Below are 17017 nucleotides of genomic sequence, written 5' to 3' on the forward strand. Positions count from 1 at the left end.
ATCGGAGCGGATTATGACAGGAAATTAGACCTCAGGAGGAGATTGTTGGCTCGTCCTGAGGTGGGTTTGTCAGACTTAGGCCAATTGCTGATCAATGAAGGCTGTCAATTGAGCTTTGCTCATGGCGCCCACTTTGGTGGCAGCCAGTTGACCGTCTTTGAAGATCATCAGTGTTGGGATGCCGCGAATGCCATACTTGGCAGGGATGTCTCGGTTTTCATCCACATTCATTTTGGTGATTTGCAATTTACCTTGGTAGGCGCCTGCCACATCGTCCAAAATGGGCGCAATCATTTTGCAAGGGCCACACCATTCAGCCCAAAAATCAACCACCACAGGCGTTGCAGACTTGATAACGTCGGCGTCAAATGTGGCATCAGAAGTGTGTTTGATCAAATCGCTGGCCATGGCCTTATCCTTGTTTGAATGTGAATTGCAATGAGTCTGCCTGAGTAAACTCTGCGTATTTTGACAGAAACCCATTAGCCGCTCAGCCTAAAGGGCGATCTTTTCACATTTGTAGAGCCTTGCCTAGTCCATGAATTCAATCTCAACAGTGCCATTGGCTTCTTCGGTTTTAGATGTGGCCATTGTGGGCGGGGGACCGGCTGGCTTGATGGCCGCCGAGATGTTGTCCAGTTGGGGCCGCAAAGTGCACCTGTTCGATGCCATGCCCTCTGTCGGCCGCAAATTTCTTTTGGCCGGTCGTGGCGGCCTGAACCTGACACATTCAGAAGACGCCCAATTGTTTGAGGGTCGGTATGGCGCGCAACGCCCTCACTTGGCACCAATGCTCCAGGCGTGGGGCGCCAAAGAACTTCAAGAATGGGCTCACGGTCTTGGCATCGATACTTTTGTGGGGACCTCAGGTCGCGTCTTTCCAACAGAGATGAAAGCGGCGCCCTTGCTGCGGGCTTGGTTGCAACGTCTGCGTCACCCCGAAAGTGGCGTTCCAGTTCAATTTCACATGCGTCACAAGTTGACGGAATTGAGTTCAAGCTTGGTTGAAAAGGGCGCTCAAACTGCCATGACTTTTGTTGTGCAGGATGTGTCAACGGGGCATGCCCGCACCAGTCATGTGCTTGCCAAGTCGGTCATTTTGGCTTTAGGCGGTGGTAGCTGGGCACGCCTGGGCTCTGATGGCGCTTGGGTACCCGTGCTCCAATCGCTGGGTGTGCCGGTCAAGCCATTGCAAGCCTCCAATTGTGGTTTTCATGTGGCCGGGCGAACAGGAACAGGATGGACGCCCTTTTTTGAATCGCGCTTTGCTGGCCATCCCCTCAAATCCGTGGCTTTGTCATGGCAAGCCCAAACCGGAGAAATGCTCAAAAGGCAAGGCGAATTTGTGGCCACCACGTATGGTGTGGAAGGCAGTTTGATTTATACGGCATCTGCTGATTTGCGAGAGCAGATCAACCAACAGGGCCATGCTGAATTTCATATGGATTTGCTGCCAGATCGCCCCTTGGCTCATGTCATCCAAGAGGTGTCACATCCCCGTGGCACGCGAAGTTTGTCGTCGCACCTCAAAAGTCGCTTGGGCTTGGAAGGCGTCAAGATGGGTTTGCTCAACGAGTTGTTACCGGCGGGGGACATGCAAGATCCCCTGAAACTGGCGCAGGCCATTAAAGGCTTGGGTGTCAAAGTATCTGCCACTCGGCCAATTGATGAAGCCATTAGTTCGGCAGGTGGCGTGGCTTGGGAGGGGCTGGGGCCGAACTTCGAAGTCAAAGCTTTGCCAGGTGTCTTTTGCGCGGGCGAAATGTTGGATTGGGAAGCCCCAACAGGCGGCTATTTGCTAACAGCCAGCATGGCCACGGGAGTGAGTGCAGCCAAGGCGCTGCACCAAAAAATGAAAGGTGACGAGCCTTGACCCCGGCACTGGCGCCACAGTTAGAGCTGCTTGGTTCCCCACCTGACTCGGTTGGCCGCTTTACCATGCGGGAAGGCCCGTCGGGGGCTATTGTAAGACACCGATAGAATGAGCACATGTCTTATTTAGTACTGGCACGAAAATACCGTCCTCGCAACTTCACCGAAATGGTGGGGCAAGAGCACGTGGTGCAAGCCTTGACCAATGCCTTGATTCAGCAAAGGCTGCATCACGCCTATTTGTTTACGGGCACCCGAGGCGTGGGAAAGACCACCGTCTCTCGTATATTGGCCAAATCACTCAACTGCCAAGGCATTGATGGCCAGGGTGGCATCACGGCCGAACCTTGTGGCGTTTGTCAGGCCTGCCAAGACATCGATTCAGGTCGCTTTGTAGACTACACCGAGTTAGACGCCGCGTCCAATAGGGGCGTGGACGAAGTGCAAAGCTTATTAGAGCAAGCGGTTTACAAACCCGTGCAAGGGCGCTTCAAAGTCTTCATGATTGACGAGGTTCACATGCTGACCAACACGGCTTTCAATGCCATGTTGAAAACCTTGGAAGAGCCGCCTGAGTATTTGAAATTTGTCTTGGCCACCACCGATCCGCAAAAGGTGCCCGTCACGGTGTTGTCACGCTGCCTGCAATTTAATTTGCGGCCCATGGCCCCTGAAACTGTGTATGAGCATCTGACCAAGGTGCTAGTGCAAGAGAATTTGCCTGCCGAACCCATGGCACTCAAACTGCTGGCGCGTGCCGCTCGGGGTTCTATGCGCGATGCACTCAGCTTAACGGACCAAGCCATTGCATTTGGCAGTGGTCAATTGCAAGAGGGCACCGTTCGCTTGATGTTGGGTGCCGTTGATCAAAGTCACGTGTTGGGTTTGATTGATGCGTTGGCGCGCGGCGATGGCGCCGAAGTGGTTCGCATTGCCGAAACATTGCGCGTCAATGGCTTATCGGCAGCTTCTGCTTTAGAAGACATGTCCGTGGCCTTGCAACGCATGGCGGTTTTGCAAGCGGTGCCACAAGCGGCATCAGAATCTGACGATCCAGATCATCTTGAAATGGTGCGTTTGTCGCAAGCCATGCCAGCCGACGAAACTCAATTGCTCTACAGCATGTGCCTGCACGGCCGTGGTGAATTGGGACTGGCACCCGATGAATACGCGGCTTTGACCATGGTGCTACTGCGCTTGCTGGCATTCAAGCCAAAACAAGCCAATTCGGCAACAGGCAGTGCGCCTGCGGCTGAAAAAAAAACTTCAATAACAGCGCAAACGCCTAAAGAGCCCGACGTGGTCGCAAGGCCTCAAGTGCAAACTTTGCAAGTAAGGCAGGCCACTGAGCCCACAGAAAGAACCACACCCCGAGCCTTGGTGGCCACCGAAGAGGGCGATTTTTGGACGCACACAGTGCGCCAATTGATTCAGGCGGATGCCATCAGTGCCTTGGTTAGAGAGTTGGCCTTGCAGTCGCAATTGATCGCTCGCGATACCGACCAGTGGCATTTGAGGATTGAAAGCGAATCACTCAATCAAGGCGTTGCGCGTGAACGTTTGCAGGCGGCATTGCACGAGGCGGGACATGCCGTGAAATTGGTGGTTGAAATTGGTAAAGTATCCGATTCACCCGCTCAAAGAAATGCGACTGCCTTGGCAGAAAAACAAAAAGCGGCAGAAGAACTGATTCATTCAGATCCCTTGGTTCAAGCCATGGTGCAAGATTTTGGCGCCAAAATTGTGCCGGGCAGCATCAAACTTATTTCTTAATCTATTGAAGGAAAAACATGTTTAACAAAGGTCAGCTCGCAGGTTTGATGAAGCAAGCGCAAGCCATGCAAGACAATCTGAAAAAAGCACAAGATGAATTGGCATTTGTCGAAGTGGAAGGCAGTTCAGGCAGTGGCATGGTGAAGGTCTTGATGACTTGCAAACATGTTGTCAAACGCGTCACCATTGACCCTAGTTTGTTGACGGATGACAAGGACATGTTGGAAGATTTGATTGCAGCAGCCTTTAACGATGCGGTGCGTCAAGCAGAAGAAGTGTCACAACAAAAAATGGGCAAACTCACCGCTGGCTTACCGCCCGGCATGAAGTTGCCTTTCTAATTGAATTCAACTGCCAAGCGCATCAGTTCACATCATGCAAAAGCCAACGCCGCACGCACTCGACACGCTAATTCAAGCGCTGCGCGTGTTGCCTGGCGTGGGGGCTAAGTCAGCCTCTCGCATGGCGTTTCATTTGATGCAACACGAACGTGGCGGGGCCATTCAGTTGGCTAAGGCTTTGGAGCATGCCTGCGACCACGTCAGGCATTGCGTCACTTGCCACACCCTCACTGAAACCGAAGTTTGCACCATGTGTGCCGATCCAGAGCGCGATCGCACGCAGCTGTGTGTGGTGGAAACGCCAGCTGACCAGGCCGCCATTGAAAGAACATCTACCTTCAGAGGTTTGTACTTTGTTCTGATGGGCAAGCTCAGTCCTTTAGATGGCATTGGCCCTAACGACCTGGGCTTTGCCAAGTTGTCAGAGCGCTGCAGCGATGGGCTGGTGCAAGAAGTGATCTTGGCTACAAACTTCACAGGTGAAGGCGAGGCTACAGCTCACGTCATTGCCGAAATGCTCAAAAAACGGGGGGTGCGTGTGACCCGTTTGGCCCGCGGTGTTCCTGCCGGCAGTGAACTTGAATACGTCGATTTGGGCACCATTGCGCATGCACTGGTCGATCGTCGCTAGTTCAATCGTTCTACTTAGTGTTCCTCATTACGTAATAACCCGCTTGGGATGTTTCCCAATGCGTTAGCACTGATACCTTTGTATGCTGAAACCTTGATTCATGGGAACTAATCAAGGGGTATTAAGGTGCATGACAGGCGAGGGCGACGCAATTTCACGGCAATGGCTGCAGCAACGTTGTTGAGCGCGCCTGTGGCCTCCTTTGCGGCTGTTTCGCCTCAGCGTATCAGCATTGCCTTGGCAGCGCGCAGCACGCTTTATCACTTGCCTTTGGTGTTGGCCGATCAGTTAGGTTATCTGCGCAACGAAGGACTTCAAGTCGATTGGGTTGACTGCGATTCTGGCAGCCAAGCCGTGCAGATGTCCATGAGCGGTCAGGCTGACATTGTTTCGGGTGCTTTTGAACATGCTCTGGACTTGCAATCGCCTGGTTCTGCTTACCGTGCATTTGTGTTGATGTCACGAGCCCCCCAACTTAGCTTGGGCTTGACCAGTCGCAAAGCGGCAGGCGTGAAACAGCTTGCCGAATTGAAATCATTGAAACTGGGCATTTCAGCCATGGGTTCTGCAACGCATTGGATGGCCCAACATTGGATTCGGCAAGTGGGCTTGCCTGCAGATGTGGTGCAGTTTGTTGAATTGGGTGGCAGTACATCCAACGTCATGGAGGCCATGCGCGCAGGCGCTGTGGATGCTCTGTGTCATGTCGATCCTATTCTGCATTACTTAGAGCAAAAAAATGAGCTTCGGATAGTGACCGAAGTTCGAACCCTTTCCAATTCGCAGCGCATGTTTGGTGGCAGCCTAGCGTCTGCTTGCCTTTATGCCAAGAACGAATTCTTGCAACGAAGGCCTGATGCCGCCCAAGCCTTGACCTCGGGTGTTGTTAGGGCATTGGGTTGGCTTAAAACGGCTGGGCCAACAGACATTTTGAGATCTGTTCCTTCGTACCATTGGATGGGCGATCGCGCCATGTATTTGGGCGCCTTAGAAAAGGTCAGGGACAGCTACAGTTTGGATGGCGTGTTTGGTAACGAAGCGCTTCAAACAGCATGGCGCGCACGGGCTCTCAGGCTCGGCTCAGACGTCGGAAATATTCTCACTTTGGACCGCAGCTTTACCAATCAATTTGCGTTGCTGGCCAAACGCAAATTGCATGTGTAAATTAGCGCGCAGGGGTCTTGGCTTTGGCGCTTTGTTTTTTGACCGCATTGGCGCGAGGCGCTTGTTTTGCCCCTTTGCTCGTGTTGTTCTTTTTGGTAGTTACTTTGCTGCCCTTGGAACTAGACGTGGTCGGCACCAAAATCGCAATGGATTGACCGGGCTTCAGCGCAACAGGCATCTTCAACTTGTTCCAAGCAGCAATGCTGGTTGGGGTGACATCGTGTCGGTTGGCCAAGCTGACCAAGGTGTCGCCTTTTAAAACCTTCACCATGATTCGGCGCAGAACAACTTCAGGGGCAAATGAAAGTTGGGCATTGTCGGCCAGGTGTTCGGTGACGTCGCTGTCTAAAGCGCCTTGACGCGCTACCAACAGGGTGGAGCCTTGCTTGAGCTGCATGCCATTGGGAATGGGGTTGATGCTTCGCAGTTCAGCTTCGGTCATGTTGACCAATTTGCTGGCTTCAGAAACCTTCATGGTTTTGGGAACAGTCCATGCCGTCCAGCTGGCCAAAGGCTTGTTGGCATGCTCTTCTAGGCGTTTCAAAAACTTGTCGGCATTGTCCCAGGGCAACAAAATTTCGGGTGTGCCTGCAGCCAAAATGACGGGGCGACTCATAGAGGGATTGAGCGCTTTGAAGTCATTCAAACTGATGCCCGCAAAATTGGCCGCCAATTTGACATCAATGTCGCGGGTGATGTTGACGCTTTTAAAATAAGGGTGGTTTTGAATCAGAGGCAATCTTGCGTTAAAGCTCTCGGGCTGCGAGATGATATTTTTAACCGCCTGAAGCTTGGGAACGTAATAACGTGTTTCATTGGGCATGCTCAAATCTGAGTAACTCAAACCCAAGCCTGCCGCTTTGTTTTTGGCCAGTGCTCGGCCGACACTGCCTTCACCCCAGTTGTAGGCGGCCAGCGCCAAATGCCAGTCTCCAAACATGCCATGAAGCTTTTGGAGATAGTCGAGAGCCGCTCGTGTGGATTCGATCACCCCTCGTCGTTCATCGCGAAAAATATTTTGCTTGAGATCAAAGTACTTGCCTGTGGCGGGCATGAATTGCCACATGCCAGCCGCTTTGGCAGAGGAGACCGCCTCTGGGTTAAATGCTGATTCGATGAATGGCAACAAAGCCAATTCAGTGGGCATGTTTCTTCGCTCGAGTTCTTCGACGATGTGAAACAAGTATTTGCGCGAACGCTCTGTCATGCGCAGGATGTAATCGGGTCTGGACGAATACCAATCCTCGCGATCCTTGACGAGATCATTTTCCAGGTCTGGCATGGCAAAACCTTGACGAATGCGCACCCAAATGTCTGCAGGTGGTTCGGTGTGAATGACTGATTTAGATGGTGGTTTAGTCGCTTGGACGGTCTGAACAACAGCAGGGCCCGTCGCTGTTGCGGGCGGCGATTCAGGCTCCGCGACCGTCGCCGATGTGGCGCCGGCAGCGTCCACGGTTTTGCCTAAGTTGACACAACCCGTCAGTGCCAATGCCAAAACCGTCAGACCAGTCCAACGCGTGATTGAGTGAAAAGAGAGGTGGTTCATTTGAAGTCGTTTTTCCAAGCTCGCAAGTTGGCAAAGATGTCAACTTCTTGGTTGGATGTATGGGGTGCAAAGGCCTTCACGGCTTGAATGACAGCAGGGTGTCGGCTGCGCAAAAAGGGGTTGATGTTCAATTCATTGGCCAATTGAGCTGGCAATGTGGGTAAGTTTTGCGACCGCAGTTGTTGGCAAAGTTGCACATGCTTCTGAAGCGCCACGTTGTCAGGTTCAACGGCTGTGGCGAATTTCAAATTGCTCAACGTGTATTCATGGGCGCAGCATACGCGAGTGTTGCCAGGCAGGGCGGCCAAGGTGTCCATGGCTTTCAGCATTTGGGCAGGCGTGCCTTCAAATATTCTGCCGCAGCCCCCTGAAAACAAAGTGTCTCCACAAAACAAGATGGGTTCTTGATTGGCAATTTGGGTCCAGTATGCAATGTGGCCTGCTGTGTGACCTGGCACGTCCAGGGTTTGAAAATGCAGACCCATCCAGCTAAAGATGCTATCTTGTTGCATGGCCCTGAACTCGAAGGGCAAAGGCTCTGTGGCGGGGCCATAAACTTGTGCGCCCGTCATTTTTTGGAGTGCGGCAACACCACCCGTGTGGTCACCGTGGTGATGGGTGACTAAAATGACGTCAAGCTGATGCTTGTTTTCAGTCAGCCAATGCCTCACGGGGTCTGCATCGCCCGGGTCAACCACCAAGGCATGTCCTTGGTGTTGCAACAACCAAATGTAGTTATCAGAAAATGCGGGCAACGGAATTAGGTTCATGACTCATCCTATTATAAAAGGCGGCTCCTTGATGCTTGATTGGCATGAATGGTTGAGCTCGCCTGCAGGAAGTTATTTACTGCAATGGGAGCAGGCCCAACTGGATAACATGGTGGCTGATATTTTTGGCTACCATGCCGTGCAACTGGGCATGCCCGAATTGGAAGCGCTTAGAACCAACCGCATGCCCCATCAATGGCTCGCTTCCTCTGAGCTTGAGCCTGCGTCAGAAACCAAGCCTTCTAACTTTGCAGCACACAGTGTGGCGCTTCCTTTTCAAGCGGACAGTCTGGATTTGTTGGTCATGCCCCACACCTTGGAGCTCAGTTTGGATGCGCACATTAGTTTGCGCGAAGCCCAGCGCGTCTTGGTCCCAGAAGGGCATTTGGTCATTACAGGTTTAAACCCCACCAGCCTTTGGGGCTGGCGACACAAACGGGCTCAGTGGTATCAAAAGTGGGGATATGAAGGGCTGAGTGCACCGCCCTGTGAAGAAATGATCGGTTACTGGCGACTCAGAGACTGGTTGAGATTGCTGGGTTTTGAAGTTCGAGTCAGTCAATTTGGTTGTTGGCGACCCGCTTTAGAAAAAGCCAAGTGGTTCCAACGATGGGCTTGGATGGACCGCGTGGGCGCTCAGTGGTGGCCTATTTTGGGCGGTGCTTATGTCATCGTGGCTGTCAAGAAAGTTCATGGTGGCCGAATTTTGGGTGCGCGTTGGAAAACACAGCGGGCCCAATCTAAGGCAGCCATTGGTGTTGCGCAAAGGCATATCAAGGCCTCTGGCGACAACAGCCTACAAAGAAAGAATGAATGTGAATCACGTTGAAATACACACCGACGGCGCTTGCAAGGGCAATCCAGGGCCAGGGGGCTGGGGTGCCTTGATGCGATCGGGCGAGAATGTTCGCGAAATATTTGGCGGTGAACTTGACACCACCAACAACCGGATGGAGCTGACAGCCGTCATTGAGGCCTTCTTGGCGCTCAAAAGACCATGCAAAGTCACCCTTTACTTGGACAGCGAGTACGTCCGCAAGGGCATTACGGAGTGGATACACGGCTGGAAGGCAAAGGGTTGGCGAACCGCGGCCAAACAACCCGTCAAAAATGCTGATTTATGGCAAAAATTGGATGCCTTGGTAGCCAACTCGGGTCACCAAATTGAATGGCGCTGGGTCAAAGGTCACGCGGGAGACCCGGGCAATGAAAGGGCTGATGCCCTTGCCAATCGGGGTGTTGAGAAAGCTTTAGGCCATTAATCAGGTTTTTGCCGATGCGGGACAACCCCAAGTACTGTTACATTTCAGAACTGTTTTGGTCTCGCTCGGAAACATTGATGTCCTTCAAAAAACCTTATCTCGCGATTGCATTGGTTGGTGTCGCTGCGGCCTCTGGCGCAGCATGGTGGCTCCAAAATAAACCCACCCAGCCTGCGGAGATGGTTGCGAAACCCGCCGGTAGTTCTGGACCCTCAACGGGTGCTCCGGGTGCCGCGGGCGGCCCAGGTGCAGGTGGTCCTGCAAGACCCACTGCCGTCGAAGTGGCCCAGGTCGAAAAAGCCATGTTGGTCGACGAAACCCAATCTGTTGGCAGTTTGAAGTCCAATCAAGGTGTGGTGCTTCGCCCAGAAGTGGGTGGGCGCGTCAGCCAAGTGCTGTTCAGAGATGGACAGCGTGTCAAAAAAGGCCAGTTGTTGGTTCAATTTGATGATCAATTGCCTGCTGCGCAAGTGATGCAAGCAACAGCCGAATTGTCCATTGCCCAAGCCAATCACAAACGCAATCAAGAGTTGGTCGCGCAAAACTTCATCAGCAAACGTTCTCTGGATGAGAGCGATGCTGCATTGCAGGTGGCGCAGGCCAAGCTGGCTTTGGCACAAGCCACTTTGCAGCGGTTGAAGGTTTATGCGCCCTTTGATGGCGTTGCGGGTCTTCGTCAAATCAACGTCGGTGATTATTTAAAAGACGGCGCTGACATGGTCAACATCGAGGACATTGAAGCCGTCTTGCTTGATTTCCGTTTGGCTGAACGCTTCCAATCCAAAGTCAAACCCGGCCAAAAAGCGCAAGTCACATTGGATGCGCTGCCAGGTCGCAAATTCACAGCCATGATTCAAGCCATTGACCCCTTGATTGATGCCAATGGTCGATCTGTGGGTGTGAGGGGCTGTATCGACAATCGTCAAATGCAATTGCGCCCAGGCATGTTTGCCCGCGTCAATGCCGTGTTTGGAGAGAGAGCCGATGCAATGGTGATTCCTGAAGAGGCCATCGTGCCTCAAGGCGGCCGTTCCTTTGTGGTCAAAGTGGTGCCAGGCCCCAACAAAGACGAGCTGATTTCTGAGCGCGTCACAGTCAAGGTGGGTTTGCGTCAGCCTGGCAAGGTTGAAATTTTGGAAGGCTTGTCAGTCGGTGATTCAGTAGTCATTGCTGGACAGCAGCGCTTGCAAAAGGATGGCACTTTGGTTCGCATTGTTGACCCTTCCAAGGGGCAAACAGGCGGCCCCAATGCAGCAGGCCCTGCGCCCGGCAATGCGGCCGCTGCACCTGGTGCTGGCAAACCCGCTGAGGTGGCTCAAGCCAAAGGTGCCGAAAAAAGTAAACCTAAAATGCCGCCTGTTGCTGGCGAGAACCCCTGCCTAAGAGGTCTGAATGCAGCTCGCTGAAACCTCTATCCGCCGGCCGGTCTTCGCGACCGTGCTGTCGCTGCTCATTTTGCTGATTGGTGCGGTCAGCTTCAATCGCCTGTCCCTGCGTGAATATCCCAAGATCGATGAGCCTACAGTTACCGTCAGTGTGAAGTACCCGGGTGCCTCCGCCGAGGTGATTGAGTCTCAAGTGACTAAGCCTTTAGAAGACTCTATTGCAGGTATTGATGCGGTCGACGTCATCACGTCCATCAGCCGTGCAGATCAAGCGCAAATCACGGTTCGCTTTCGCTTAGAAAAAGACGCCGATACGGCGGCGGCTGAGGTTCGAGACAGAACCTCTCGTATTCGCGGCCGCTTGCCCCAAGCCATCGAAGAGCCGGTCATTGCCAAAGTGGAGGCCGATGCGTTTCCAGTCATTTGGTTGGCTTTCTCCAGTGACACTTTGTCGCCATTGCAAATCAATGATTTGATCAATCGGGTGGTCAAGCCTCGGTTGCAAACGGTCACGGGCGTGGCAGACGTTCGAATTTTTGGTGAACGCAAATACGCAATGCGCGTTTGGTTGGATGCGGGCCGCATGGCCGCTTACCGATTAACTGCGCAAGATGTGGAAGATGCCATTCGGCGCAGTAACCTGGAGTTGCCTGCTGGACGCATTGAGTCTCAATTGCGTGAATTCAGCGTGACCTCACAAACCGACCTGGTCAAGCCTGGACAGTTTGGCGACATCACCATCCGAAATGTCAACGGTTTTCCCGTCAAAATTCGCGATGTTGCTAAAGTAGAAGAAGACACCGCAGATGACCGAAGCCGTGTTCGTCTGAATGGCAAACCGGCGATCTCTGCTGGTGTGATTAGGCAAGCAACAGCGAATCCATTGGAGCTGTCTAAAGGCGTGCGAGAAATGCTACCTCGCTTGAAACAAGATATGCCCGCCGATTTGGCCATCAGTGTGGCCAATGACAACTCTGTCTTCATTGACAAGTCCATCAAGAGCGTGTTCAAAACCATTGTGGAAGCGGTGATTTTGGTGGCCTTGGTTATTTTCGTTTTCCTAAGAACTTTTCGCGCCTCGATCATTCCTATCATCACCATTCCCGTCAGTTTGATTGGGACGTTTGCCATCATGGCGTTGGCTGGTTTCACCATCAATACCTTGACATTGTTGGCCTTGGTGCTGGCCATTGGTCTGGTGGTGGACGATGCCATTGTGATGTTAGAGAACATCTACCGACACATTGAAGAGGGCTTGGACCCATTCTCAGCAGCCATCAAGGGCGCTAGAGAAATTGGTTTTGCCATTGTGGCCATGTCATTGACCTTGGCTGCGGTGTTTGCACCGCTGGCATTCACGCCTGGCCGCACAGGCAAACTGTTCAGTGAGTTTGCTTTGGCATTGGCTGGCGCAGTGTTGGTTTCTGGCTTGGTAGCGCTGACCTTGTCACCCATGATGAGTTCGCTGCTCTTGCGTCACAACCCCAATCCCAATCGGTTTGATCGCTTTATGGAAGCAATCCTCACTGGCTTGTCCAGTGGCTATGAAAAACTCCTCCGTTGGGTCTTGAAGAAAGCGCGTTGGGTAGTGGTTTTGATCATGGCTTCGTGTGGTGTGGGCATCGCGTTGGTCTATCCCACCATGAAACAAGAGTTGTCGCCATTAGAAGATCGAGGCACCATATTGGCTACCGTCAATGCGCCAGACGGATCTACCTTGGATTACACCGATAAATACGCCAAAGCCCTAGAAAAGATTGGTAGCGCTTATCCAGAGTTTGACCGTATCTTTGCCAATTTGGGCAATCCGACTGTGGCGCAAGGCAGTGTCATTTATCGCGCTGTTGACTGGGACGAGCGCAAGCGAACCACCCTTGAAATTGCGCGTGAACTTCAAGCCAAGTTCAATGGTGTGGCAGGTGTCAATGCTTTCCCCATCACGCCGCCCTCCTTAGGCCAAGGCTTCCGCGAGCGACCTGTCAATTTCGTGATTCAAACCTCTGACAGCTACCAAAATTTGAATGCGGTGACGCGTCAAATGCTGGACGCCATCGCCAAAAATCCTGGTTTCATTTCGCCTGACGTCGACCTCCGACTCAATAAACCAGAGCTTCGAATTGATGTCGATCGCGTCAAGGCCGCGGAGCTGGGCATCGGTGTCGATGTGGTGGCGCGCGCTGTGGAAACCATGTTGGGTGGCCGCACCGTGACGCGCTACAAGCGCGATGCCGAACAATACGATGTGATTGTTCAAACGCAAGACAGTGGACGCAATACGCCTGATGACATTGACAACATCTATGTGCGTGGCCGCAACGACACCGTCATTCCTTTGTCCGCTTTGGTCAAAGTGAGGGAGAGCGTATCGCCGCGTGAATTGAATCACTTTGGTCAGCGCCGATCAGTCACCATCACGTCCAATTTGGCGCCTGATTATGCTTTGGGTGAAGCGTTGAATTTTTTGGACACCACCGCTGCAGGCATTTTGAAGACAGGCTACACCACCGAATTGAACGGTACCTCGCGTGAATTCCGTAGCTCGCAGGGGGCTCTGGTCATTGTGTTTGTGCTGGCATTGTTCTTTATTTTCTTGGTGTTGGCAGCTCAGTTTGAAAGTTTCATTGATCCCTTTGTGATCATGCTGTCTGTGCCGCTCTCTATGTTTGGCGCCCTCATGACTTTGAAGTTGACAGGGGGAACGCTCAATGTTTATTCGCAAATTGGCTTGATCACGTTGGTGGGCTTGATTACCAAGCACGGCATTTTGATCGTTGAATTTACCAACCAGTTGCGAGAGCAGGGCGTTGACACTTTCGATGCCATCGTGAAGGCATCTGGCCAGCGTTTGCGTCCTATTTTGATGACAACCGGTGCGATGGTGTTGGGTGCGTTGCCATTAGCGCTAGCCACAGGTGCAGGTGCAGAAAGTCGCATTCAAATTGGTTGGGTCATTGTGGGCGGTATGTCTTTTGGAACGCTGCTAACGGTGTTTGTGGTGCCCACCATGTACAGCCTGTTTGCTCGCAAATCTGTACCCGGCCCCAACAAAAAAGAAGCGCAAGACACACCCTCTGAGGCGGGTCACGCGCACCCTTAATTCAAAGCATCAACACATCCACCCAATCTCCTACTTGCGCGGTAGATTGGGTGTGTGCCAACACAATCAAGCAGTTGGCTTGCACCATAGAGCTCAAAACACCAGAGCCTTGGTTGCCTGTGGTGCGGACTTCTAGTTCACCCAGTTGGTTGCGTGTGACGATGCCGCGTTGATATTCGGTGCGGCCTGGTTTTTTTCGCATCACTTCTTGAGAGCGGGCTCGCATCAGCGGTGGGGGTGTCTCTGTGATACCCATCATTTGTTGCAATGCAGGCTTAACGAACGCCAAGAAGGTGACCATGACAGCCACAGGATTGCCGGGTAGGCCAAACAGCACCGCAGAATGATTGCCTTGCGTTAGGCGTCCAACCGCCATGGGGCGTCCAGGGCGCATGGCAATTTTCCAAAAGACCACATCGCCTAACTTTTTCATCATGGCTTTGGTGAAGTCGGCTTCACCCACGCTGACGCCGCCACTGGTGATCACAGCGTCTGCTTCTTTGGCCGCTTTAGAAAATGCAGCCTCTAGTAAAACGGGATCGTCGCGCACCACGCCCATATCGATCATTTCACAGCCCAGGTTTTGTAGCATGCCAAACACGGTGTACCGGTTGCTGTCGTAGACAGCGCCTTCGCGCGGTGCTTCGCCCAAACTCAGGATTTCATCGCCAGTGGAAAAGTAAGCTACTTTCAGTCGTCGCATCACTTTGACGGTTGGCAGCCCCAGGCTGGCCAACAAGCCCACAGCTGCAGGCGTGACAAAAGTCCCTTTGCGCACAGCAGGGCTGTCTTTGTTTAAATCCTCGCCGCGCAGGCGTCGGTTATCACCCGCCTTGAGCATATTGGCAGGGATGCGAACCCCCTCAGCAAGCACTTCACACAGCTCTTGCGGTGCCACCGTGTCCAGCCCCAAGGGCATGATGGCGCCAGTCATAATTTTGACGCATTCCCCGGCCTTCACGGTGCCTTGCCAAGCTTTGCCAGCCAGTGCGGTGCCAACCACCTTCAGGGGCAGCGTTTGACCTGGTTGAAGCTCGGCCCCGTTGAATGCAAAGCCATCCATGGCAGAGTTGTCGTGCGGTGGCACATCGATCGGGCTGATCACATCCTGTGCAATGACACGGTTGAGTGCTTCAAAAATAGGGACGTCTTGAGTGTCGTGAATGACGGTGACCAAATGCGCAAGAAAGTTCAAAACTTCCTGCGCGGGCAGGGCTTGTGGGTCGTAGCCTTGAAGATGGGCAGCAATCTCTGCCAGGGACTTAGGATGTGTCATGCGCTTTGTTCGAGGCGATGCAGTTCTTCTAGGGTATTGGCATTGAAAAACGCACGCGGATCTGTGTCGGGCGAGTCAAAGGGCACCACAACGCAAGCGTGCTGGCTTGTCCATGCGTCAATTTTGCGGCCGCCAGATTGCATGAATTTGACCAAGCTCTCGAGCAGGCTGGTGCGCATCAAGCAAAAAACTGGTTGGGGCCTCATGTTGCCATCTTCTTCTCGGGCTGCAGCAACTGCAATGTCAGCATTTTCTTGAACCAAGGCATCTTGCAGTTTTTGAACAAGATCAAAAGGGAAGAGTGGACTGTCACAAGGCACGGTGAGCAGAAACTCTGACTCGCATCGCTCCATGCCTGTTAAGAACCCAGCCAATGGGCCTGCAAAACCATCGGTGCTGTCGGGCCAGACTTGCACGCCTAAGGATTCGTAGGCCGACAGGTTGCGATTGGCCACAATCATGATGTCACTCAGTGGGCTTCCCTCTTGCATTTGAAGTCGCATCAGGGCGTGCAGGGTCAAGGGGGTGCCGTTGAAGTTTTGCAGCCCTTTGTCGATGCCGCCCATGCGAGCGCCTTTGCCGCCAGCCAAAATTAAACCGGTAATGCTGTGATCGTTCATTGGATGCTTATAGAAGATGGAGGGCAGTCTTTAAGACCTTAGCCGCCGATGTAACTCATTTCGACCTTGCGTCGCTTGTTCGCAGCGCCTTCATCGTTGGTTGAAACGTCAGGTTCTTGTTGGCGCAATTCTGAATACCTGTCGGTTCGCTGAGACCAAATGGCTGCGATGGCTTGGGTCAATGCCTCGGGTTCTTGGCCGCTGCGGATGAGTGGCTTCAGGTCGTAGCCTTGGCTGGCAAACAAACACAAATAAAGCTGACCTTCGGTGGTCAATCGCGCACGATTGCAATCGCTACAAAAGGCTTTGGTCACACTGCTGATAAAACCAATTTCACCCAAGCTGGTATCGTGCACGCCTTGTTCATTGAGGTAGCCCCAACGTTCTGCTGTTTCACCTTGTTGAGATGCCGACAAGGGCGTGAGGGAAAGTTCGGTTTGTAAAATTTGCAAAACCTCTGCGCTGGGCAACACTTCGTTCATGCGCCAACCATTGGTCGCACCGACGTCCATGTACTCAATGAATCGAAGCGCAATGCCTGTACCTTTGAAGTAACGCGCCATGGGCAATATTTCTTGCTCATTGGTGCCGCGCTTGACCACCATGTTGACTTTGATGGGGCCAAGGCCTGCTTTGCGTGCAGCCTCAATGCCTTCGAGAACATCGCTGACCGGAAAGTCCACATCGTTCATGCGTTTGAAGACTTCGTCGTCCAAGCCGTCCAAACTGACTGTGACCCGCTTCAGCCCAGCGGCCTTCAGGGTTTCTGCTTTACGAGCCAACAAAGAGCCGTTGGTGGTCAGTGTCAGATCCAAGGGTTTGCCGTTCAGCGTTTGAAGTTCTGCCAATTGACTGATCAAAATTTCTAAGTTTTTTCGCAGCAGAGGCTCACCGCCAGTTAATCGAATTTTCTCGACGCCCAATGTGATGAAACTTTTCGCTGTTTGAGTGATCTCTTCAAACGACAGCAACGAGCTTTGCGGTAAGTATTGGTAGTTGTTGTCAAACACTTCCTTGGGCATGCAATAGCTGCATCGGAAGTTGCATCGATCCGTGACACTGATTCGCAAATCGTGCAAAGGGCGGCTCAGGGCGTCCTTCAAGGTCAGCCCATTTTGCCAAGCTGTGTTTGGACCTGATTGGGGAATGGCCAAATTGCCCAAAGGCTGGGTGATGATGGGGATGACGCGTTCAGACACGGCGCTCACCGCTGATTTGATTTGACATCGAGTAAGTAAATTCCATGTGCGTATTTTGCGCGTAAAAAAGCCTGCTTA

At 52.7% G+C, this 17017-nt stretch carries 15 protein-coding genes and 1 other RNA gene; 9 read left to right on the top strand and 7 right to left on the bottom strand.

Translation table 11 applies throughout. The features are described from left to right. Positions 1-75: 75 nt before the first annotated feature. Entirely contained in the window at positions 76-408 is a 333-nt protein-coding gene (trxA, locus tag AMM03_RS10675) for a thioredoxin TrxA (protein ID WP_055360481.1), read from the bottom strand. A gap of 130 nt (positions 409-538) precedes the next feature. Between trxA and AMM03_RS10680 the strand changes: the two genes are divergently transcribed. Then, entirely contained in the window at positions 539-1873 is a 1335-nt protein-coding gene (locus tag AMM03_RS10680; RefSeq protein WP_090131407.1) for a TIGR03862 family flavoprotein, read from the top strand. Here the strand turns inward: AMM03_RS10680 and ffs are convergent. Further along, positions 1859-1955, bottom strand: an RNA gene (gene ffs, locus AMM03_RS10685) — signal recognition particle sRNA small type. The two genes, AMM03_RS10680 and ffs, sit on opposite strands and share 15 nt — an antisense overlap. Positions 1956-1989: 34 nt before the next feature. Between ffs and dnaX the strand changes: the two genes are divergently transcribed. The 4 genes from dnaX to AMM03_RS10705 all read left to right on the top strand — a co-directional run bounded on the left by dnaX (position 1990) and on the right by AMM03_RS10705 (position 5781). Then, positions 1990-3645: a DNA polymerase III subunit gamma/tau gene (gene dnaX / locus AMM03_RS10690; protein WP_090131411.1), complete on the top strand. Its 1656-nt coding sequence runs from the start codon at positions 1990-1992 to the stop codon at positions 3643-3645. A 17-nt stretch (positions 3646-3662) separates the two neighbouring features. Continuing rightward, positions 3663-3986, top strand: coding sequence for a YbaB/EbfC family nucleoid-associated protein (locus tag AMM03_RS10695; RefSeq protein WP_090131414.1), 324 nt, complete (start codon positions 3663-3665; stop codon positions 3984-3986). Positions 3987-4020: 34 nt separating this feature from the next. Continuing rightward, on the top strand, positions 4021-4617 hold the full coding sequence (gene recR, locus AMM03_RS10700) for a recombination mediator RecR (protein ID WP_090131416.1): 597 nt from the start codon (positions 4021-4023) through the stop codon (positions 4615-4617). 162 nt (positions 4618-4779) lie between these two features. After that, on the top strand, positions 4780-5781 hold the full coding sequence (locus tag AMM03_RS10705) for an ABC transporter substrate-binding protein (RefSeq protein WP_090131418.1): 1002 nt from the start codon (positions 4780-4782) through the stop codon (positions 5779-5781). Between the two features lies 1 nt (position 5782). On the opposite strand, the gene AMM03_RS10710 is transcribed toward AMM03_RS10705, so the two are convergent. Both AMM03_RS10710 and gloB read right to left on the bottom strand, forming a co-directional pair. Further along, positions 5783-7330, bottom strand: a complete 1548-nt coding sequence (locus AMM03_RS10710) for a transglycosylase SLT domain-containing protein (protein ID WP_090131420.1) — start codon at positions 7328-7330, stop codon at positions 5783-5785. Then, on the bottom strand, positions 7327-8100 hold the full coding sequence (gloB, locus tag AMM03_RS10715) for a hydroxyacylglutathione hydrolase (protein WP_090131422.1): 774 nt from the start codon (positions 8098-8100) through the stop codon (positions 7327-7329). The genes AMM03_RS10710 and gloB overlap by 4 nt, the downstream gene beginning before the upstream one ends. Here gloB and AMM03_RS10720 point away from each other — a divergent pair. The 4 genes from AMM03_RS10720 to AMM03_RS10735 all read left to right on the top strand — a co-directional run bounded on the left by AMM03_RS10720 (position 8099) and on the right by AMM03_RS10735 (position 13844). Continuing rightward, entirely contained in the window at positions 8099-8929 is an 831-nt protein-coding gene (locus AMM03_RS10720) for a class I SAM-dependent methyltransferase (RefSeq protein ID WP_228764656.1), read from the top strand. The genes gloB and AMM03_RS10720 overlap by 2 nt on opposite strands. Further along, on the top strand, positions 8916-9362 hold the full coding sequence (gene rnhA / locus AMM03_RS10725; RefSeq protein ID WP_090131603.1) for a ribonuclease HI: 447 nt from the start codon (positions 8916-8918) through the stop codon (positions 9360-9362). The genes AMM03_RS10720 and rnhA overlap by 14 nt, the downstream gene beginning before the upstream one ends. Positions 9363-9439: 77 nt before the next feature. Further along, positions 9440-10768, top strand: coding sequence for an efflux RND transporter periplasmic adaptor subunit (locus AMM03_RS10730; protein WP_090131605.1), 1329 nt, complete (start codon positions 9440-9442; stop codon positions 10766-10768). Further along, positions 10755-13844, top strand: coding sequence for an efflux RND transporter permease subunit (locus tag AMM03_RS10735; RefSeq protein WP_090131426.1), 3090 nt, complete (start codon positions 10755-10757; stop codon positions 13842-13844). The genes AMM03_RS10730 and AMM03_RS10735 overlap by 14 nt, the downstream gene beginning before the upstream one ends. A gap of 1 nt (position 13845) precedes the next feature. Here the strand turns inward: AMM03_RS10735 and glp are convergent, their stop codons facing one another. The 3 genes from glp to moaA are packed head-to-tail and all read right to left on the bottom strand — an operon-like array spanning position 13846 to position 16939. Further along, a complete protein-coding gene (gene glp / locus AMM03_RS10740; RefSeq protein WP_090131428.1) occupies positions 13846-15120 on the bottom strand; it encodes a molybdopterin molybdotransferase MoeA in 1275 nt (424 codons plus the stop codon). Continuing rightward, positions 15117-15740 (bottom strand): molybdenum cofactor guanylyltransferase MobA, encoded by a 624-nt coding sequence (mobA, locus tag AMM03_RS10745; protein WP_090131430.1) that lies wholly within the window; start codon positions 15738-15740, stop codon positions 15117-15119. Before mobA ends, glp begins: the two co-directional genes overlap by 4 nt. A gap of 38 nt (positions 15741-15778) precedes the next feature. Next, positions 15779-16939: a GTP 3',8-cyclase MoaA gene (gene moaA, locus AMM03_RS10750; RefSeq protein WP_090131606.1), complete on the bottom strand. Its 1161-nt coding sequence runs from the start codon at positions 16937-16939 to the stop codon at positions 15779-15781. Positions 16940-17017 lie beyond the last annotated feature (78 nt).

The organism is Limnohabitans sp. Rim11 (assembly GCF_001269365.1).
Lineage (GTDB): Bacteria > Pseudomonadota > Gammaproteobacteria > Burkholderiales > Burkholderiaceae_C > Limnohabitans_A.